The 17,364-nt window shown below is 63.3% G+C and carries 25 protein-coding genes and 1 pseudogene; 17 read left to right on the top strand and 9 right to left on the bottom strand.

Features of this window, described 5'->3' with window-relative positions:
- Positions 1–4: 4 nt before the first annotated feature.
- Positions 5–1,120, bottom strand: coding sequence for a hypothetical protein (locus tag KBY77_RS05535; RefSeq protein ID WP_255102570.1), 1,116 nt, complete (start codon positions 1,118–1,120; stop codon positions 5–7).
- A 171-nt stretch (positions 1,121–1,291) separates the two neighbouring features.
- Between KBY77_RS05535 and KBY77_RS05530 the strand changes: the two genes are divergently transcribed.
- Positions 1,292–1,429 (top strand): hypothetical protein, encoded by a 138-nt coding sequence (locus tag KBY77_RS05530; RefSeq protein ID WP_255102569.1) that lies wholly within the window; start codon positions 1,292–1,294, stop codon positions 1,427–1,429.
- Positions 1,430–1,471: 42 nt separating this feature from the next.
- A complete protein-coding gene (locus tag KBY77_RS05525) occupies positions 1,472–3,664 on the top strand; it encodes a DUF3427 domain-containing protein (protein ID WP_255102707.1) in 2,193 nt (730 codons plus the stop codon).
- A gap of 25 nt (positions 3,665–3,689) precedes the next feature.
- Here KBY77_RS05525 and KBY77_RS05520 read toward each other — a convergent pair whose 3' ends face one another.
- Together KBY77_RS05520 and KBY77_RS05515 are read right to left on the bottom strand one after the other, a co-directional pair.
- A complete protein-coding gene (locus tag KBY77_RS05520) occupies positions 3,690–4,094 on the bottom strand; it encodes a HEPN domain-containing protein (protein ID WP_255102568.1) in 405 nt (134 codons plus the stop codon).
- On the bottom strand, positions 4,087–4,416 hold the full coding sequence (locus KBY77_RS05515; RefSeq protein ID WP_255102567.1) for a nucleotidyltransferase domain-containing protein: 330 nt from the start codon (positions 4,414–4,416) through the stop codon (positions 4,087–4,089). Before KBY77_RS05515 ends, KBY77_RS05520 begins: the two co-directional genes overlap by 8 nt.
- Before the next feature lie 38 nt (positions 4,417–4,454).
- On the opposite strand from KBY77_RS05515, the gene KBY77_RS05510 reads away from it, so the two are divergent.
- The 9 genes from KBY77_RS05510 to KBY77_RS05470 all read left to right on the top strand — a co-directional run bounded on the left by KBY77_RS05510 (position 4,455) and on the right by KBY77_RS05470 (position 7,563).
- Entirely contained in the window at positions 4,455–4,835 is a 381-nt protein-coding gene (locus KBY77_RS05510) for a hypothetical protein (protein WP_255102566.1), read from the top strand.
- Positions 4,742–5,497 (top strand): DUF3427 domain-containing protein, encoded by a 756-nt coding sequence (locus tag KBY77_RS05505; RefSeq protein WP_255102565.1) that lies wholly within the window; start codon positions 4,742–4,744, stop codon positions 5,495–5,497. The genes KBY77_RS05510 and KBY77_RS05505 overlap by 94 nt, the downstream gene beginning before the upstream one ends.
- Positions 5,498–5,554: 57 nt before the next feature.
- Positions 5,555–5,749 carry a DNA-binding protein gene (locus KBY77_RS05500; RefSeq protein ID WP_254951800.1) on the top strand — a complete coding sequence of 65 codons (195 nt, stop codon included), beginning with the start codon at positions 5,555–5,557 and terminating at the stop codon, positions 5,747–5,749.
- Between the two features lie 33 nt (positions 5,750–5,782).
- Positions 5,783–6,094: a type II toxin-antitoxin system death-on-curing family toxin gene (locus KBY77_RS05495; protein WP_399212298.1), complete on the top strand. Its 312-nt coding sequence runs from the start codon at positions 5,783–5,785 to the stop codon at positions 6,092–6,094.
- Between the two features lie 114 nt (positions 6,095–6,208).
- On the top strand, positions 6,209–6,535 hold the full coding sequence (locus KBY77_RS05490) for a nucleotidyltransferase family protein (protein WP_255102563.1): 327 nt from the start codon (positions 6,209–6,211) through the stop codon (positions 6,533–6,535).
- A gap of 1 nt (position 6,536) precedes the next feature.
- Positions 6,537–6,890 (top strand): DUF86 domain-containing protein, encoded by a 354-nt coding sequence (locus KBY77_RS05485; protein WP_255102562.1) that lies wholly within the window; start codon positions 6,537–6,539, stop codon positions 6,888–6,890.
- Between the two features lie 3 nt (positions 6,891–6,893).
- Positions 6,894–7,076, top strand: coding sequence for a hypothetical protein (locus tag KBY77_RS05480; RefSeq protein WP_255102561.1), 183 nt, complete (start codon positions 6,894–6,896; stop codon positions 7,074–7,076).
- A gap of 76 nt (positions 7,077–7,152) precedes the next feature.
- Positions 7,153–7,350, top strand: a complete 198-nt coding sequence (locus tag KBY77_RS05475; protein ID WP_255102560.1) for a type II toxin-antitoxin system HicB family antitoxin — start codon at positions 7,153–7,155, stop codon at positions 7,348–7,350.
- The gene (locus KBY77_RS05470) at positions 7,351–7,563 is read left to right on the top strand and encodes a type II toxin-antitoxin system HicA family toxin (RefSeq protein ID WP_015109366.1); all 213 of its coding nucleotides are present in this window, start codon (positions 7,351–7,353) and stop codon (positions 7,561–7,563) included.
- A gap of 269 nt (positions 7,564–7,832) precedes the next feature.
- On the opposite strand, the gene KBY77_RS05465 is transcribed toward KBY77_RS05470, so the two are convergent.
- Both KBY77_RS05465 and KBY77_RS05460 read right to left on the bottom strand, forming a co-directional pair.
- Positions 7,833–8,231 (bottom strand): type II toxin-antitoxin system VapC family toxin, encoded by a 399-nt coding sequence (locus tag KBY77_RS05465; RefSeq protein ID WP_255102559.1) that lies wholly within the window; start codon positions 8,229–8,231, stop codon positions 7,833–7,835.
- A complete protein-coding gene (locus KBY77_RS05460) occupies positions 8,231–8,491 on the bottom strand; it encodes an antitoxin (RefSeq protein WP_255102558.1) in 261 nt (86 codons plus the stop codon). Before KBY77_RS05460 ends, KBY77_RS05465 begins: the two co-directional genes overlap by 1 nt.
- On the opposite strand from KBY77_RS05460, the gene KBY77_RS05455 reads away from it, so the two are divergent.
- From KBY77_RS05455 to KBY77_RS05445, 4 genes and pseudogenes are all read left to right on the top strand, one after another.
- Positions 8,490–8,612, top strand: coding sequence for a hypothetical protein (locus tag KBY77_RS05455; protein ID WP_255102557.1), 123 nt, complete (start codon positions 8,490–8,492; stop codon positions 8,610–8,612). The two genes, KBY77_RS05460 and KBY77_RS05455, sit on opposite strands and share 2 nt — an antisense overlap.
- 224 nt (positions 8,613–8,836) lie before the next feature.
- Positions 8,837–9,137, top strand: a pseudogene (locus tag KBY77_RS16490) (hypothetical protein); the annotation flags it as partial.
- Positions 9,138–9,239: 102 nt separating this feature from the next.
- Positions 9,240–9,458 (top strand): type II toxin-antitoxin system HicB family antitoxin, encoded by a 219-nt coding sequence (locus KBY77_RS05450; RefSeq protein WP_255102556.1) that lies wholly within the window; start codon positions 9,240–9,242, stop codon positions 9,456–9,458.
- Positions 9,455–9,634, top strand: coding sequence for a type II toxin-antitoxin system HicA family toxin (locus KBY77_RS05445; protein WP_255102555.1), 180 nt, complete (start codon positions 9,455–9,457; stop codon positions 9,632–9,634). Before KBY77_RS05450 ends, KBY77_RS05445 begins: the two co-directional genes overlap by 4 nt.
- A 447-nt stretch (positions 9,635–10,081) precedes the next feature.
- On the opposite strand, the gene KBY77_RS05440 is transcribed toward KBY77_RS05445, so the two are convergent.
- On the bottom strand, positions 10,082–11,779 hold the full coding sequence (locus KBY77_RS05440) for a YdiU family protein (RefSeq protein WP_255102554.1): 1,698 nt from the start codon (positions 11,777–11,779) through the stop codon (positions 10,082–10,084).
- Positions 11,780–11,948: 169 nt separating this feature from the next.
- On the opposite strand from KBY77_RS05440, the gene KBY77_RS05435 reads away from it, so the two are divergent.
- Entirely contained in the window at positions 11,949–12,191 is a 243-nt protein-coding gene (locus KBY77_RS05435) for a type II toxin-antitoxin system Phd/YefM family antitoxin (protein WP_255102553.1), read from the top strand.
- Between the two features lie 110 nt (positions 12,192–12,301).
- On the opposite strand, the gene KBY77_RS05430 is transcribed toward KBY77_RS05435, so the two are convergent.
- Both KBY77_RS05430 and KBY77_RS05425 read right to left on the bottom strand, forming a co-directional pair.
- Positions 12,302–13,873, bottom strand: coding sequence for an FAD-dependent monooxygenase (locus KBY77_RS05430; protein ID WP_255102552.1), 1,572 nt, complete (start codon positions 13,871–13,873; stop codon positions 12,302–12,304).
- Between the two features lie 105 nt (positions 13,874–13,978).
- Positions 13,979–15,421 carry a serine hydrolase gene (locus KBY77_RS05425; protein ID WP_255102551.1) on the bottom strand — a complete coding sequence of 481 codons (1,443 nt, stop codon included), beginning with the start codon at positions 15,419–15,421 and terminating at the stop codon, positions 13,979–13,981.
- Between the two features lie 220 nt (positions 15,422–15,641).
- On the opposite strand from KBY77_RS05425, the gene KBY77_RS05420 reads away from it, so the two are divergent.
- Positions 15,642–16,475, top strand: a complete 834-nt coding sequence (locus tag KBY77_RS05420) for a hypothetical protein (RefSeq protein ID WP_255102550.1) — start codon at positions 15,642–15,644, stop codon at positions 16,473–16,475.
- A 285-nt stretch (positions 16,476–16,760) separates the two neighbouring features.
- Here the strand turns inward: KBY77_RS05420 and KBY77_RS05415 are convergent, their stop codons facing one another.
- Positions 16,761–17,318: a PadR family transcriptional regulator gene (locus KBY77_RS05415; RefSeq protein WP_255102549.1), complete on the bottom strand. Its 558-nt coding sequence runs from the start codon at positions 17,316–17,318 to the stop codon at positions 16,761–16,763.
- Between the last annotated feature and the right edge of the window lie 46 nt (positions 17,319–17,364).

The raw sequence follows: 17,364 nt of genomic DNA, 5'->3' as shown, positions 1-17,364 counted from the left end.
ATATCTACAGTACTATTAAGGCGGAAAGTTTTCTTCTGAGAACAGACTTTAGCAACTCCTTTTTGCATGGATATACTTTTGGCAAAAGTATATCCACACACTTTCCACTGCCTGCAAAATCAAGTCCAGACCTCTTTTCATGCAAGCCGACAACTTGCATAGAGCATCCATCTTCATCTTCTTTTCTATAGCTCAAGCCTACAAAGCTAATTTTGTCAACGCCTCCAATATTACCGTCAGTCATCATTCCAAGCTTTGTTGTTAATGCTATATTCTTTAGAAGTTCATCTTGAACAACCCAAACAGTCTTGCCGCCCCAAGCGTCTGCTAAAGCAGACTTTGCAAATAGCTGGGTCGCCATTCTTCCCCAAACTTGACGCTTATTAATACCCGGACAACTGTGGCTTCTTCCAAGAATAGCGTCACTGAATGATGATGCTATGTCGGTTCCAGCACTTGTGTCTGAACCCGAAGTACTCGCTGTCATTACTTCAATGATATATGGGTGCTGTAAATTAGGAAGCACGCTTATCGGAGCATTTTGATCTAGGCGACCTTGGATATACTGCCCCTTTCTTGCTGCGGCAACAAGATCAATATGCTCAGCATCTTCAATGGCTCCGTAACTTCCAATCATCTCATGAAAACTGGCATTCCGATGAAGCTCGGAAATGACAAAGTCAAAGTGGTAGTTAATTGTAGTTTCATCGTCTCCATAGTTAAGGTACACTTCGGCCCAAACACCTAGTTCAATACCAGCCGGCAAACCTGAGGCTAGAAGTGCTTCTTTTTCATGCTCTTGTAGTGCATAGTTGACTTGAGCTGAATCGGGACTCCCGCCAAATCCAAGCAGCCTTCGCGGACAGACCACCCAAATTGTACCTCCGTGTTGAATTGAACAAATTCCGGGAACCACGGAATCAAGTGATGGCTCAAAATTATCTCTCAATGGAGACGTTCCTAGCTTTATCTTCGTTTGATGCCTATTGCCCCCTCCATCGCACCTGCCGCCAATAAATGGACAAGTTGCAGTAAAGCGAGCTTGTTGCGCTTCAGCTGTATTATCATTTGGTCCGAACCCGTAGACCTCATAGATTGAAGGCACAAGTTTAAGCGTCATGGGGACTTCTAGCCTGTTTTGCGGCTAGCCACAGCAGTCTATCAATATCTGCATTATGCGGCTATGCAGACGAATCGCGACAGAAGTTTTCACGCCAAGTTACTTATTCAACCCATGATTAGGGTCTCCTGAAAAACGGCCGCCGCCCTGCACGACGGCCTGGAGTGGAACGTGCGCCTCTCCGCCCACGACAACGACGGCGTCCTCTCCAAGTTCCAGGCCGCCTTCGACAGCTACTGGGAGGAAGGCGAATTCGAGCCCTACGCCGCCAGCGAGATCGAAGGCCGGCGTTTTGATCGGGCGGTGTAGGCGGAGTCGGCGTCCGACGCCACCCCGCTCAGCTTCTTCGACATCCGCCCCTACGCCTACCAGCAGGAGATCCTCGACAAGCTCTCGGCAGAGCGCAGCCTCCATGGCCGCTGGCGCAACCTGGTGGTGGCCGCCACCGGCACGGGCAAAACCGTGGTCGCCGCCCTTGATTACGCCCGCCAGGGCGGTCCGGGTCACCCGAGCCTGCTGTTCGTGGCCCACCGGCGCGAGATCCTGCAGCAGAGCCTCGCCACCTTCCGCCAGGTGCTGCGCGATGGCTCCTTCGGCGAGCTGCTGGTGGATGGCCAGCGCCCCAGCCAGTGGCGCCATGTGTTCGCCTCGGTGCAGTCGCTCGCTGGGCTGGATCCGGCCGGCCTGGCGCCGGACACGTTCGACGTGGTGATCGTCGATGAGTTCCACCACGCCGCCTCCGCCAGCTACGAGCGCTGGCTGCACCACCTAGAACCCGCCCTGCTGCTGGGCCTCACCGCCACCCCCGAGCGCACCGGCGGCGAGGACATCCTCCATTGGTTTGACGGCCGCATCGCCGCCGAGTTGCGCCTCTGGAGCGCCCTCGATCAGGGCCTGCTGTGCCCGTTCCACTACTTCGGCCTCCACGACGGCACCGACCTGTCGCAGGTCGAGTGGCGCCGCAACGGCTACGCCACCGAGGCCCTCTCCAACCTCTACACCGCCGACGACGCCCGCCTGCGCCTGATCCTGCGCGAACTGGCAGACAAGGTCACCAACCTGGAAGCGATGCGGGCCCTGGGCTTCTGCGTGAGGGTGGAGCACGCCCATTGGATGGCCCGCAAGTTCGTGGCCGCCGGCCTGCGCGCCGCTTCCCTGGATGCCTCCAGCCCCCGGGAGCAGCGCGCCGAGCAGATCCGCCGCCTGCGCTCCGGTGAGCTGCAGATCCTGTTCGCCGTGGATCTGTTCAACGAAGGCCTCGACATCCCCGAGATCGACACAGTGCTGTTCCTGCGGCCCACCGAGAGCGCGATCGTGTTCCTGCAGCAGCTCGGCCGCGGTCTGCGCCTCTGCCGCGGCAAGAGCTGCCTCACAGTGCTGGATTTCATCGGCCAGGCCCACCGGAGCTTCCGCTTCGATCTGCGCTACCGCGCCCTGCTCGGCGGCACGCGCGACCAGCTGGAGCAGCAAATCAAAGAGGGCTTTCCTTTCCTGCCGGCCGGCTGCAGCCTGCAGCTCGATCGGGTGTCGAGCGAGCGGGTGCTGGCCAATCTGCGCGAGTCGTTGCCCACGCGCAGGCCCCAGCTGCTCGCCGAAGCCCGGCGCCTCGGGCGCTGTTCCCTGACGGGGTTGCTGGAGGGGCTTGGGATGGAGCTGGTGGAGTTTTACAAGGTGGCGGGGTCGTGGGCTTTGCTGCAGCGGGAGTTGGGGTGGGTGGCGGCTGGGGCGGCCTCAGGGGAGCCCAGCGACGATGAGAAGCGGCTGGGGCGGGGGATCGCTGGCGGCCTTCTGCACCTGGATGACCCCGAGCGGTTGCGCTGGCTGGCGGATCAGCTGCAGCGGCACCTCGCGCCCGATCCGGCGGGCTTCGATCCCGTCACCGAGCGCAGCTGGCGCATGCTGATGGCCCAGCTGTGGGGAAGCGGCCGGCAGCACGTGCCCCTGGCCGAGGCCCTCGTCCGGCTCTGGGCTGCCGCCGCCCTCCGCGCCGAACTGTTGGAGCTGTTCGCGCTCCTGCACGAGCGCACCGACCACCTGGTGGCGCCGCTCGACTGGGGCCGAAGCGATCCAAGCCCTATCCCCCTCAAACTCCACGGCCGCTATGCCCGCGCCGAGGTGTTCGCCGCCTTCGGCCTGCTTAACGACGCCCGGCCTTTCCCCGGCCGTGAGGGGGTGTTGTTCGATGAGGTGACCCAGTGCGACGTCTTCTTCATCACCCTCAAGAAGTCCGAGAGCCTGTTCTCCCCCACCACCCGCTACAACGACTACGCCATCTCCCCGTGGGAGTTCCACTGGGAGAGCCAGAGCAACACGCGGCAAGCCTCACCCACGGGCCAGCGCTACATCCACCACGCCGAGCGGGGCAGCCGGGTGATGCTGTTCGTGCGGGAGGAGAACAAGCGCGGCGGGGTGACGCTGCCGTTTCTTTGCCTCGGTTTTGCCGATTACGTGAGCCACGAGGGCGAGCGGCCGATGGCGATTCGCTGGCGGTTGCACAGGGCGATACCGGGGGCGTTCGTGCCGGTTATGGCGTTGGCGGTGTGAGCTCCAACCACATCAGTCGTTTTGTTCACTCTTCCTGCTGCTCTGAGCCAAGCAGGATCCTCAGGGCCTGCCTGAGCTTGCTGGCGATCTGCACAAGATCTGCTTGTTCCTCTGCTGAGGTTTCAAAACCCGGGTAGCGAGCGAGCACCGCTCCTGAGGAGAGATCAGCCAATTCCTCACCATCCCAGCTCCACTGGCGATCCACAGCTTCCAGCTGGCGAGACAGGGTGGCCAGGTCATGGATCTTGTCGACCGTCTGCCCGAGCTGGATCAACCGTGCCTTGAAGAGTTTCTCCACACATTGCTGGGCGTGAAACACCACCGCATCTCGCAAGCCTGGGCTGTTCCTGGTCAGGAGGATCTCAAGGGCTTCCCAATCGCCCTCAGCCTTGGCTATCCACTCCGGAACCGCCGACCAGGGTTCAGCCATGCAGCACCTCGCCATGGTCAAGCGCCTCGCGCACGACCGGATCACCCCCCCGATAACGAACCTCAATCTCCTCCGGCCGCCGGACCAGGAGATCCAGGGGGAATCGCACCTGGCAGAGTCGGCGCATTTCACGGATCTTGGCCAGGTGGCGGCCCTCAAAGGGCATCACCACCAGGACGTCGGCATCTGAATCCCAGCGCGCCTCTCCACGAGCCAAAGAACCGAACAGGATCACCTTCTCAGGGGCGTAGCGCTCCACCAGCCGCTGCGTGAACGCCTGCAGCGCTTCGCGGGTCACCAGAGGGGTCGGCGTGGTGGTCATGGGCTTCATCATCGCGAAGCTTCAACCAGCAGGCCACGATGCTCGATTTCATCGGCCAGGCCCACCGGAACTTCCGCTTCGACCTGCGCTACCTCGCCCTGCTCGGCGGCACGCGCGACCAGCTGGAGCAGCAGATCAAAGACGGGTCTCCCTTCCTGCCCGCCGGCTGCAGCCTGCAACTCGATCGGGTGTCGAGCGAGCGGGTGCTGGCGAACCTGCGCGAGTCGCTGCCCACGCGCCGGCCCCAGCTGCTCGCCGAAGCTCGCCGGCTCGGGCGCTGCTCGCTGGCGGGGTTGCTGGAGGGGCTTGGGATGGAGCTGGGGGAGTGGGGCGCCTCCTCCACCTGGACGACACCGACCGCCTCTCGTTCCTCCTGCAGGGCCTCGCCCATGGACAGCCACCCGAGGTGCAGAACCTGAGCGAGTTGGACCGCCGGCGTTGGCGCATGCTGCTGCTCCAGCTCTGGGGAACGTCGCCTGTTCGGCTTGGTCTGCAAGACGCGCTGGATCGCCTCTGGGCCTGTCGAGCCTTTCTCAATGAGCTGCGCGAACTGTTCGCACTCCTGTTGGAGCGCACCGACCACCTCGCCCCTCCCCTGGCGTTGGATCAGCCCGTGCCCCTGGCCCTCCACGCCCGCTACAGCCGCGCCGAGATCTATGCCGCCTTTGGATTAATCACCGATACTCAGCAAACCACCGGCCAGTCGGGGGTGTTGTTCGATCGGGCCACTCAGTGCGACGTCTTCTTCATCACCCTCAAGAAGAGTGAGCGCCTGTTCTCCCCCACCACCCGCTACAACGACTACGCCATCTCCCCGTGGGAGTTTCACTGGGAGAGCCAGAGCCTCACCCGGGAAGCGTCCGCCACCGGGCAGAGATATATCCACCACCGAGAGCGCGGCAGCAAGGTGCTGCTGTTTGTGCGAGAAGAGAACAAGCGCGGCGGGGTGACGCTGCCGTTTCTTTGCCTCGGTTTTGCCGATTACGTCAGCAACCAGGGCGAGAGGCCAATGGCGATTCGCTGGCGGCTACACCGGGCGATTCCGGCGGCGTTCGTGCCGGAGTTGGCGTTGGCGGTTTGAGGGGGGGCGGCGATCCCCTTTCGACCTCTCCTATCCTTCTGGCTCAGGAGGTCTGCCATGGCCCTCGCCATTGAGCTCAACGAAGAACAGTCCCGTGCCCTGGCCGAGGTGGCCGGGCTGCTCAACGTGTCTCAGGAGGTCCTGGCCTCGGCCGCCGTACGCGATCTCCTGAGCCGACCATCCGCAGACTTCGAAGCAGCCGCATCGAACGTGCTGGCAAAAAATGAGGAGCTTTACCGACGTCTGGCGTGATTCGCTATCTCCGCCTCCGGGGGTTCCCCCGGATTGCGAGACCTTCGTCTCTTGGAAGGGTCACTCGCCCAGCTCCGTCAGACCTTTTCAGGTGTTGATCTCCATCCCACTCTCATCGAGAAGGCTGCCACTCTAGGCTTTTCCCTGATCAAGAACCATCCCTTTGTGGATGGCAACAAGCGTGTCGGCCACGCAGCCATGGAGGTGATGCTCATGCTCAACAGCTATGAGTTGACCGCTTCCAAAGAATCCACCGAAGCTGTTGTTCTTGCTGTGGCCTCCGGAACGCTTGATCGGCAGGCATGGACCGAGTGGGTCAAGGAGCAGATCAAGCCCTTGGGATGAGGTTGGCGGCCGATGGCGATTCGCTGGCGGCTGCACAGGGCGATCCCGGCGGCGTTCGTGCCGGAGTTGGCCTTGGCGGTATGAAGGACCCGAAAGCTCCATTAACCTGACCCCATGGACACGGTTGCCCCGCTGCTGCCCTTGCTGGCCGATCGGCTGGAGCCGCTCAGGCACCTGTGCAACCGTTACGGCGTGGATCGGCTGGAAGTGTTCGGCTCGGCAGCGAAGGGCCTGTTTGACCCTGCCAGCAGTGACCTGGACTTCATCGTGCAGATGACGGGCCAACGGGAACCGGGCTATGCACGACGCTTCTGTTCCTTCGCCGATGAATTGGAAGCCCTCTTCGGCCGTCCGGTGGATCTCCTGACGGAATCCATGATCCACAATCCCTATTTCCGGAAAGACGTGGACGCGTCACGCCGGCTAATCCTGGAACTCTGAAATGCGAAGAGAGGCGCTGAAACGCCTGCTTGACGCCCTTGAGGCCATCGAGGCGATTGGACGCTTCATCGAGAACTGCACGCTTGAGCACTACCTTGACAATGAGCTGATCCAATCAGCGGTGGAGCGCAAATTCGAAATCATTGGCGAGGCTCTCAAGCGGGCCCTTGAGGCCGATCCGAGTGTGCTCACGATCATTCCCGATCTACGCCGCATCGTTGGAACACGGAACAGAATCATCCATGTGTACGAAGCCGTGGATCAGCTGATTCTCTGGGATTCGATCAACAATGACCTCCCAGGTCTGAGAAGCTCTCTATTGGCTGCGTTGGGCAAGGATCCTCCCATTGCTTAGCCATTGGCCGAGTTCATCCAAAGACAGGATGGATCCCCTCTCCATCACCACCGTCCATGGCGTGAGCTTGGCCTCGGCTTTGCCGATTATGTGAGCCACGAGGGCGAGCGGCCGATGGCGATCCGCTGGCGGCTGCACAGGGCGATTCCGGGGGCCTTCTACCCGGAGCTGGCGGTGGCGGTTTGAGGTGGGCTGGGAGGCTTCGGTACAGAGGCCAGCTCCATGCCCTTAGCCTGAACGCAGGTCAGGGAGTCAGACCGGCATGAGCTACCGCATCCGGCTGTTGGAAACCGAAGAGGGTTGGTCGGTGAGCTGTCTTGACCTGCCCGGCTGCCACTCCCAGGGAGCTAACAGGGACGAAGCACTGGCGAACATCCGCGAAGCGATTGCCCTCTGGCTGGAAGTAGAAGCGGAGGAGGGTGGCGTGCGCAGCGTGGAGACGATGGAACTCGCTCTCTAAATGCCACGTCTGCCTGGAATCAGCCAGAAGGAAGCCGTGAGGGTGTTTCTGAAGCTGGGGTATCGGATTGTCCGCGAGTCGGGTCATCTGATCCTGAGCAATGGCGAGCGTCGGCTGGTGATCCCAAGACATGACCCCATCAACGCCATCACCATGGGCGCGATTGCGCGCGATGCAGGTCTGACGCCTGAGCAGTTCCGCCAGCTGCTGTGATGGTCGAAGAGGAGCTTCTTAACGGTGCCACCACCACCCACTACAACGACGTCGCCATCCGCTAAGTAACCGGGACGGTATGACACTGCCTTTCCTTTGCCTCGGCTTTACTGATCACGTGAGCCACGAGGACGAGCGGCCGATGGCGATTCGCTGGCGGCTGCACAGGGCGATTCCGGGGGCCTTCTATCCGGAGTTGGCGGTGGCGGTGTGAGGGGGGGCACAACGCCAAGCGGGAAGGCACCTGGCCAACCCCTGCCTGCTGGCCATTACCAGGACTCCAGGTGCAGATCGGCCACATTGGCAAAGGCCTGATCCGCCGTCACCAGGGCGCAACCTTCGCTGAGGGCATGGCTGGCGATCAGCAGATCCATCGCCGCCAACGGCTTCCCGTTGCGATCGAGATCGGCCCGCAGTCGGCCGTACACCCTGGCGCAGGCTTCTGACCAGGGCAGGATCTCCAGGGTCTTGAGGGTGTTCTCCACCAGCGCTTGCAACCGCGACGTTGGCGGCAGCTTCTCCAGGCCGTAACGGATCTCCGCCACCACGATCGATGACAGGGAACAGCGTTGCTCACGCACCCAGGTATCCAGCCGTGGCGACAGGCCTTTCAGAAAGGCGTTCACGGCGTTGGTGTCGAGCATCAGCCTCCCATTTGCCGCAGCCATCAGAGGAACTCCACCGGTTCCGCAGGGCGCGTGTCGCGCAACCCCTCGAAAAACGCTTCCAGCTCGGCCTGGAAGCCAGGCTCCTGCAGCAGGGCGTCCCTTTGATCCAGCAAGGCGCGGGCCGATGGCCGCACCGGTGTGAGCACCACAGCGCCACTCTCGGGATCGCGATGCACCTCCACCTCCGTGCCCTCGAAGCGGAACTCGGCGGGCAGCCGCACCGCCTGGCTGCGACCGTTGCGGAACAACTTGGCGCGCATGACACCCCCACAGCTGATCTATATCGAGTCTAGACCAAGCCTGCGCTCTCATGCCGGCTTCTACGGGATCCGCGGCGCCGGCTCTGCCGCAGCGCCCCTCAACGTGGCGTTGCCGGTTTGAGACCAGCCAGACTGAAGGTCAAACCACCCCGGCGACCATGACGACCGCCACCCCCAAGCGCCTCACGGCGATCCTGTACCGGGAAGACGAGGTCAACGTTGCCTGAGTTGCTTCGGTTTCGAGATCGTGCGTCAGAAAGGCAGCCATGTGGTGCTGCGAAGACAGTCCCCCAACCCTGAAAGTGGCGACAGCGGCCCACTGCTTCTCGTCTAGAAGGCTGCGCCGACGCCCCCTGGATCCACCGCGAAGGCGTGCTCGCTCACCAGCCCAGCGCCACCGACCTGATGTTCATCACCTTGCGCAAGAGCGAAGCCCTCTTCTCCCCCACCACCCGCTAGCGCGACCTGGCCCTCGGCCCCTCCCTGTTCCACTGGGAGAGCCGGCGCGAGGGAGGCCGAGCCGTTTCGGTGTCTGGGCTTTGCGCGGTATGTGCGCCACCAGGGGGAACGGCCGATGGCGATTCGCTGGCGGCTGGATAGGGCGATCCCGGCGGGGTGGATGCAGGGGATGGGGTTGGCGGTTTGAAGGGGGGCAACGCGTCAAGAGAGGGCGCCTGGTCGCCTCCCTGACTGCTGCCACTTTTTGCTGAACCTAAACTGATTGGAATGTGGTAATGAGGCTGGTTTGATGAAGGGGGAACTGACTGCCGTGATCGAGCCAGCTCCGGAGGGTGGCTTCTGGGCGATCTGCCTGGAGATTCCCGGAGCTAACGGCCAGGGAGAATCCATGGAAGAAGCAAGAAAGGATCTGCAGTCCGCCATTGAGCTGCTGCTTGAAGATCGTGAGGCTGATATCAGCCGTGGCCTGCCAACCGATGCCGTGCGCATGCCTCTGCAGATCGGATGAAACGCCGTGATCTGGAACGGCGGTTACGCATGGCTGGATGTGTTCTTAAACGGGAAGGAGCTTCACACTCCATCTGGATCAACCCAGCATCTGGCGTCAAGGAAGCTATCCCCAGACACAACGAAATCAAGGAACCGCTGGCCCGCAAGATTCTCGCCAGCCTCGGCGCAACTTGAATACTGGATCACTGCTGCGCAGAACCCTGGCGGCTTCGGGATCCTGCGCGACGGCGCCCTGGTTCCACCGCCAAGGCGTGTTCCGGCGCCAAGCCCTGATGTCCCCCTCCACGCGCTACCAAGACCCGGCCCCCAGTCCCTCCCTGTTCCTCTGGGAGAGCCGGAGCAGCACCGCCGCCGACTGCCCGGAGAGCAGCCGATCACGAGTCCCGGTACGCCCCGGCTGGAGACGTTCGGCTGCTTTCTGCTGCGCGGCCTGCGATTCGGCGCCAGCACAGTGTCGATCGTGGAGCTGCTGCGCAACGACTGGACCGGTGTCAGTCGCCTGTCCCTGCGGATCCTGAGGAGTGATCTCCATTTCGCGGTGGCCGCCGGCCGCGAGGCCCTCTGGTTGATCGATGGCTGAGTGAGCTCAGCCCGACCGGAATCGCCTCCCGACGAACAGCCTCACGACGAACAGCTGTAATGCGACACCCCCCCGGCGTTGAAGAACTCCCTGGGCTTCAGGCGGTCGTACGTGGCCGCCAGCTCCGCGGATGGCTCCTCGTAGGGATGGCTGAACACCGCCTGCAGCTCCTGGATCGCTCTGAAGTCACCCTGCGCCGCCTGTTCATAGGCCGGTGCGATCAGCCATTCGCGCCAGGTGATCGCGGGGTTCACCCGTTTCATCGCTGCGGATGTCGCATTGGTGTCGCCACCTGCCGTGACACGATCCCGCCAGCGCTGCAGCCACTGCGTCCATCGCACCTCGAGCTCTTCTGAACTGGGCAGGTAGAAGCTCTCTTTCAAGGCAGAGAGATCCTCTGGAATGGCAGACAGCCTGCGGAAGAAGATCGTGTAATCCACCTTGGAGAGCACCATCAGCTCCAGCAGCTCGTTCACCAGCGCGGCGTCATAGGTGGTCAGCCCGAGCTTCCCGGCCCACATCGCCTCGATTTCCCGGTTCATCGCTTCGCTGAAGTCGCCCTGGATCTGATCCAGCCGCGCCACTGCCTCGGTGTTGCCCTCGAGCAGCAGCCGGATGGCTGACCAGAACATCTGGTAATTGGCTTCGGCGGCCACCGGTTGGTTGAAGAAGCTGAAATGCTCGCCGCCTCCGGTCCAGGGCTGAAAGCGGGGATCGAAAAGTTCGCAGAATCCGAAAGGTCCGTAGTCGAGGGTGTACCCACCCGCGGCGCAGTTGTCACTGTTGAAATTGCCCTGGCAATAGCCAACCCGCATCCAGTTGGCCACAAGTGAGATGAGCCGCGTGCGGAACAATCCCGCCAGCTCAACCACCTGATCGCTGAAATCCAGACTCGGATCGATCTCCGGCCGGTAGTTCCGCTCGATCAGGTGACTCGCGATCATCTGCAGCTCGTTCAGCGCACCCGGATGGGCCTCGCTGCGGGCGCGACGGGCGAACAGCTCCAGCTGGCCGACCCGCAGAAACGATGGCGCCACTCGTGTGGTGATCGCCGCAGGGTTGTCCACCATGATGTCGGGATCGAACGACCTGGAGTTCGGTGAGTACCAGGGCCTGCGCACGGTTTCAGACCCGGACACATACAGCGTCAGGGAGCGTGAGCTGGGAACCCCCAGGGCGTGCATGAACTCCTGCGCCAGAAACTCACGCACGCTGGAGCGGAGAACCGCCCGTCCATCGGCGCCGCGGCAGTAGGGCGTGGGGCCACCACCTTTCAGTTGCATCTCCCAGCGTCTGCCGTTGAAGACGCCTTCGAACACGGAAATGGCCCGGCCATCGCCATAGCCGTTGCCGGTTCCGAACGGGCACTGCTGGATGTATTCGGTGCCGTAGATCGACAGGGCATAACCGGTTGCCCAGCCGAAGGGGCGCATCGGCCCCTGCGCCACCGAGATGTCGCCTGAAAACAGACGGCGGAACTGATCGTCGTGGGCCAGCCCATCGCTCAGGCCCAGTTCGTGGAACAGGGTTCTGCTGTGCGCCACATACTCCGGCGCTGGAAGCGGGGTTGGAGTCACCGGCACGTAATGACCGGAGAACACCTGGCGGGGCCGGTGATCGTGGCCATCGCCGCTCGCCTGAGGATCCGCATGCAGTGAATCCAGCAGCGAATAGTCGGCCCGTTGGGCAAACTCCGCGAAGCTTGTTGTCAGAACTGCTGCGGGAACTGTTGTCGTCACGGGTCTCTCGGGTGTTGGGCGGCCTGGGGCCCTGACATTGAGGCCATCATCCTGGCGAGAAGGGGTGCTCTGGCACGAAGCCCTCTTCTCCCCTGCTGATGCCGCAACGAAACCAGCCCAGACGAGAACCAAGAGCAGTACGCTTTGGCGTACGCCCTCTGGAGGGGCAGTGAGCAGTTTTTCCGCCACCGAGGCCCGCAAGCGGTTGTACGCCCTCATCGACGAGGTGGGGCAATCCCATGAGGCGATCCAGATCACCGGCAAGCGCGGCAACGCCGTGCTCCTCTCGGAAGACGACTGGCGGGCCATCCAGGAAACACTGCACCTGGTCTCGATTCCTGGAATGCGCGAATCGATCCTTGATGGGATGGCCACACCCTCATCGGAACTGAGCAGCAAGCCGGGCTGGTGAGTTGGTCGGTTCTGTTTACCCGGCAGGCCCAGCAGCTACTCAATCTCCTGGCCGATGATCCCTACCGCCAGCCGCCTCCCTTTGAGGCGTTGGTGGGTGATCTGCGCGGCTCATGCTCGCGGCGCATCAACATCCAGCACCAGCGCCGCATACCGCCGCACTGCGCTGCTGTGGTCGCTGTCGGCCCGCAGGGCGATGAAACCGTCCGGCCGCACGGCCAGCAGGGTGAGGGGGCCCAGGCCCAGGCTGGGCGCCTCCGCCAGCTCCAGGGACACCACGGCCTCCACCAGAGCAGGTGGAACCGTGCCGGCGGCCCTGTCGGCCTCCAGCTCTGCCTGCAGGCTGGCGAGTGGCTCCGCCGGTGCCTGCGGATCGGCCAGCAGCAGCAGCGTGTGGCCGCGCCGGTGGGTGAGCTGGTGCAGCAGCGCCGCGCCGGCCCCGGGCGGCAGCGCGATCGTGGTGGGTAGCCGCTGTCCGGCAGCGAGGGGATGGCCGCCGCTGCCGCCGCTGATCGCCGAGCCGGCGTAGCTCACGTTCATCTCGGTTTCCGCCACCACCTCCTGCTGGCGGGCCACCGGATTGGCCAGCATGGCGGCGATCGCCCGGTCGCGGGCGGCACGTTGATCGCTCTCCTGCAGTGCGTGAGCCTGCTCCGTGGCGTCGCCTGAGCGGCAGATCTGCTGCGCCACCGGACGCCGCTCCTGTTCGTAGCTGTCCAGCAGGGCGGGGGCTGAGGCGCCGTGGTGCACCAGCGCCAGCTTCCAGGCCAGGTTGGCGGCATCATGCAGGCCGCAGTTCATGCCGTGACCCTCGGCGGGGGAGCACACGTGGGCGGCATCGCCCGCCACGAACACCGGCCCGGCCCGGAAGGCGCTGGCCACCCGGCTGTGGCAGTGGAAGCGACTGGGGTTCTCCACACCGCTGAAGCGGGCATCCGGCAGGTACCGCTGCAGCACGGCGGTGGCCTCCGCCACCAGATCGCCCTGCTCTTCGGCGGGCCGCAGGTACACCCGCCAGCGCTGCTCGGGCAGGGCCGTGAGGATCAGCGGCGACGCATCGAGATAGGCCGCGTTCAATTCATGGCTGTCGGCCCAGCCCTCCACCGCCGCATCGAACACGGCCCAGGGGCGGGTGATGGCATGGCCCTCGAAGCGGATGCCGCTCAGCTCGCGGGTGGTGCTGCGCAGGCCGTCGCAGCCCACCACCCAGCGGGCCTGCACGAATTGCTCACGCTCGCCGCAGCTCACCGTGGCGGTCACGCCGTCGCCGCTGGGCTGGAGAGCCACCAGCCGGCAGGCGCGATTCACTGTTCCCCCCGCGCTCTCGAGATGATCCGTGAGGATCGCTTCGGTCACCTCTTCTGAGAGGCCGAGGTTGAAGCCGTAGCGGCTGCCGCAGACGGCCAGATCCAGTTCCCCCAGCCGTCGGCCGTCGGCATGGATCAGGATCCTGCGCTGCCGGCAGCCGGCTTCAAGAAACCGATCCACCAGCCCCAGCGCCTCGAAGATCTCCAGCGAGAGTGGGTGGATCACCGTGGCCCGGTCCCAGTGCAGGGCCTCGGCCCGGGCGTCGATCAGCAGGGTGGGCACGCCACGGCGCTGCAGTTCCCCCGCCAGCAGCAGGCCCGTGGGACCCGCTCCCACCACGAGAACGCAGGTCTGGCCGGGCAGGGAGGCAATCACGGGGCGGTGGCGGGTCGTGGTTCAGATGGCCCCGACATGGCTCAGATTAAATTCACCACAGGGCCCAAGGGTCTGTGGCGCCTCGCTGTTCCCCCGCTGCCCGGCTCAGCCGGCATTGGCTTGAGGCCTGACGGGTGGAGCTTCATCCGGCGCCAGGTACGCGCCGATCGCGCGGAAGATGTCATCAGCCGAATTCCCGTACTCACCGCTCGGATCGAAGGCCTCTTCGTCGAAGGTCACCGCCACCGCGATCGCGATCTTCTTCGACGGCAGGTAGGCCATGACCCCAGCCTGTCCAGAGAACAGCGGGTTCTGGAGGAGCCAGGGGCCCGAGAGCACGATCCCGATCCCATAGGTGTAGAAGTTGCTGAGCGTTGCGCAGGTTGCACAGTCCTTGATCGGTGTTCCGAAGCCCCGAAGCTTCGGAGCGATCTGCAGTCTGTGGGTCTCAGGCGACAGTAATCGTCCCGTCCCGATCGCCTCGGCCGACGTCGCCATGTCGTGGATGTTGGTGTACTGAACCGCACCGCGTGTGATCGTCCACGAAGGGTTCCAGTAGGTCGACTCTTCATAGAAGCGAGTCCCTGGTGCGATGCCGAGCGACTGCCGCCTTTCCGACGAGAAGGCGTGAAGAACGGGCGCCGCGACCCTGGGCGTGCCGCCGGGATCCAGGGTGTTGCGGAGTGCCAGGGGTGTGAAGATCCGCTCCTGCATCAGCACAGGGATCGTCTTGTCCGTGATTTTTTCGAGCGCCAGGCCGAGGAGGATGTAGTTCGTGTGCGCATAGTTCCAGCTCGTGCCGGGCTCGTACAAGAGCTTATGCAGATCCGCATACGAGAGCAGATCCTGCACCGCAAACTGGCGGAACGGATTCTCGAGCAGAACCTTGTCGAACGTGTCATTGCCGATCACGTAGTCGCGGTAGCCGGAGGTCATCTGGGCCAGCTGGCCGAGCGTGACGCGATCCGCGTTCGGGATCTCCGGAAGCCAGGTCGCGAGCTTGTCATCAAGGCTCACCCTGTTCTCGTCGACCAGTTGCAGGAGCAGCGTCGCCACGTAGGAGATGGCGACAGCACCATTGCGGAAGTGCATGTCCTTCGTTGCGGGCACGCCCGTCATCGACTCCCCCATCGCCTCGGTGACGATCTCCTTGCCGTCGATCGTGACGCGCACGATCACTGCTCTGAGATGGTCAACGGCCATGCGGTTGCGGACGATTCGCACGATGCCGGCAGCCTGGGCCTGATCCGCCGCCTGCCCCTTGTTGGCGTTCATGGCCAAGGCTGGAGCAGCTCCGCTCAGGCAACCAGCGAGTACGGCACCAAGCACGCGCCTCGCAAATTGGGTGAGCCAGCGACGATTTTCAGTCGCTCGTGCAGGCAGCCGCAACTGTCGAATCACCATGGCCATCTCCTGCACGCCTGTATTCGTTCGCCCGCAAGTATGGCCCTGGCTGTTCGGCTGGCCGAGCGAGTCAACGGCAGCGGCAATCGCCTCGACGTGCGCCAGGCTGCTGGAGAGCGTTGCCTTTCCAGCCTGGGGTTTCACTCCACCTGTGACAACATCGTTGTGGATTGATTCAAGTGGCAATGGCATTGTTATTGAATCCATCGGCGGCATGCTGCATGTTCATGGCAATCCCTCGGGATCTTCGCGAGTGCGCCGTCCTTTGTCTGGCAGATGACCCTTGCAGAATGATCTGCTGATCGCTGTCGCCGATCGTTACAGCCCAAATAGCTTCGGCAGGGAGATTGACCATCGCTCCGACATGATCCGATCACGCCGCTGGCTTGCCCTTGCTGCAGCTCTGCTCCTCCAGGTGCCGGCCCGGGCTGAGCTGGCTGCTGCCTTGCCCGAGCAGAGCATTCGCGGCTACGTGAGGGCTGTGCTTGGCGCCGATGGTGCTGCCTACGCCGCCCACACCACAGGAGATCCGCTCGGTGAGCGGCGCCTTTTCGGTGCAGAGCGGAACGAGGAGCTGCTGCGCCGGCTGGAGGACCACCCTGAAAATCTTGTGATCGAACCGATCCGTCCGTTCGAATTCCGCGGTCGGCCCCTGGCGGAGCAGGAAGCCTCAAGGCTGCCGACCGGCGCGGTGGGGCTCTACCGCCTGCACATTCTGGGCGGAAACGTCTCGATCGTGCGGCTGATCCGAAGGGATGACGGCTGGAAGGTGGACCTGCGCTGGGGGCTGGAAGGCAGGGCTGATGTGGAGAGCACTTCGCCCCCGGAGCTTGAGCCGCCAGGATCGCCGCAAGCGGTCGCACGCCGGCTGCTCCTCGCCCTGCTGGCCCTGGACCCCATAGCCGCCCAATCCCTGATCGTCTCCGGCGGCAGTGAGGAGCTGCTTTTTCTGGGGGCGCCCTCCAGTTCTGAGCCCTCGGGCCAGCTGATGGCACTGGCGATGGAGATGCCGCTGGTCTCGCTGCAGCCAGGTGAGTTCGCGGCCCTGCCCGACGGTGAGGTGGCGGAGGGGAGCTCAGACCCTGACAGGCTTCTGCTGCTGGGTCTCTTCGGAGTCGTGGAACTCCCCTTTCTGCTGCGGCGCATCGCCGGAGAGTGGCGTGCCATGCCCCAGCCCTATTTCAGGGTTCTGCAGTGATCGCTGTCCTCGCCGAGCACCCGATCGTGCTGCTCTTTGCAGTTCCCACCGCCGCGGTGAACTACAGCCACCGCCTCCATGAGCCGGCCCACCGGTGACCAAGGAGCAACCCGGAGCCTGGCGAGTGGAGATCCGCGAGAACGGACGCAGCGGGTCTGTCGTTTATCACGAAGGGGCAGACAGCATCACCTTTCACTGGGAATTCTGCGGCGGCAGGAGATTCTGGAGCGCATCGCCGAGCAGTCGGGATTCATCGCGATCAAGCGCCGTCTCCAGCTGGCTGGATCAGTGCTCTGAATGAAGCGGCCCTGGCTGCGCCTTCAGAAAGGCGATCACCTCATCGCACCAGCGGATCCATTCCTGCTCGAAGAGAATGCCGCGGCGCAGGGTGAGATATCGGTACTGCTCCTGCAGCGGCAGGTCGGTATGGCTGCGGAACAGCGTTTCTTTCTCCTGGTAGGAAGCAAGCTGGGCGGTATGCACGGCGCGGCGACGTTGCACTTCCGCCAGCAACTGATCAGGTGCGGCATAGGGGCCGCCGAGCACCTTCACCAGCAGGTCTTCGCGGATCGGTGTGGGTATTGAGGGTTCCGCGGCCCACTGGCGCAGCTCCTGCCGGCCTGCCTCTGTGATGGCGTACACCTTGCGATCGGGCTTGCCCTGCTGCGGCACCACCTGGGAGCAGGCCCAGCCGTTCTGCTCGATCCGCCCCAGCTCCCGGTAGATCTGCTGCTGGCTGGCCGTCCAGTAGCAGGCCATCGACTCCTCGAACTGCTTGCTGATGTCGTAGCCGCTGGCGTCCTTCTCGCAGAGCACCGTGAGGATCGTGTGCGCCAGGGCCATGGCAGGGGAAAGGTCGCAACGGCTTGGCTGATCCTGGCCCAGCCGC

Source organism: Synechococcus sp. Cruz-7E5 (assembly GCF_024345995.1).
Lineage (GTDB): Bacteria > Cyanobacteriota > Cyanobacteriia > PCC-6307 > Cyanobiaceae > Regnicoccus_A.
The sequence above is the reverse complement of the archived record's forward strand: the minus strand, read 5'-3'. Positions and strand labels throughout refer to the sequence as shown.

Bases quoted from the DNA above. Each gene is read 5' to 3' on its own strand.
- KBY77_RS05470 (WP_015109366.1), top strand. From the start codon at position 7,351: ATGCCACGTCTGCCTGGAATCAGCCAGAAGGAAGCCGTGAGGGTGTTT.
- KBY77_RS05515 (WP_255102567.1), bottom strand. From the start codon at position 4,416: ATGACCACCACGCCGACCCCTCTGGTGACCCGCGAAGCGCTGCAGGCG.
- KBY77_RS05475 (WP_255102560.1), top strand. From the start codon at position 7,153: ATGAGCTACCGCATCCGGCTGTTGGAAACCGAAGAGGGTTGGTCGGTG.
- KBY77_RS05415 (WP_255102549.1), bottom strand. From the start codon at position 17,318: ATGGCCCTGGCGCACACGATCCTCACGGTGCTCTGCGAGAAGGACGCC.
- KBY77_RS05445 (WP_255102555.1), top strand. From the start codon at position 9,455: ATGAAACGCCGTGATCTGGAACGGCGGTTACGCATGGCTGGATGTGTT.
- KBY77_RS05490 (WP_255102563.1), top strand. From the start codon at position 6,209: ATGGACACGGTTGCCCCGCTGCTGCCCTTGCTGGCCGATCGGCTGGAG.
- KBY77_RS05535 (WP_255102570.1), bottom strand. From the start codon at position 1,120: ATGACGCTTAAACTTGTGCCTTCAATCTATGAGGTCTACGGGTTCGGA.
- KBY77_RS05510 (WP_255102566.1), top strand. From the start codon at position 4,455: ATGCTCGATTTCATCGGCCAGGCCCACCGGAACTTCCGCTTCGACCTG.
- KBY77_RS05420 (WP_255102550.1), top strand. From the start codon at position 15,642: ATGATCCGATCACGCCGCTGGCTTGCCCTTGCTGCAGCTCTGCTCCTC.
- KBY77_RS05465 (WP_255102559.1), bottom strand. From the start codon at position 8,231: ATGGCTGCGGCAAATGGGAGGCTGATGCTCGACACCAACGCCGTGAAC.
- KBY77_RS05455 (WP_255102557.1), top strand. From the start codon at position 8,490: ATGACACCCCCACAGCTGATCTATATCGAGTCTAGACCAAGCCTGCGC.
- KBY77_RS05500 (WP_254951800.1), top strand. From the start codon at position 5,555: ATGGCCCTCGCCATTGAGCTCAACGAAGAACAGTCCCGTGCCCTGGCC.
- KBY77_RS05520 (WP_255102568.1), bottom strand. From the start codon at position 4,094: ATGGCTGAACCCTGGTCGGCGGTTCCGGAGTGGATAGCCAAGGCTGAG.
- KBY77_RS05450 (WP_255102556.1), top strand. From the start codon at position 9,240: ATGAAGGGGGAACTGACTGCCGTGATCGAGCCAGCTCCGGAGGGTGGC.
- KBY77_RS05485 (WP_255102562.1), top strand. From the start codon at position 6,537: ATGCGAAGAGAGGCGCTGAAACGCCTGCTTGACGCCCTTGAGGCCATC.
- KBY77_RS05460 (WP_255102558.1), bottom strand. From the start codon at position 8,491: ATGCGCGCCAAGTTGTTCCGCAACGGTCGCAGCCAGGCGGTGCGGCTG.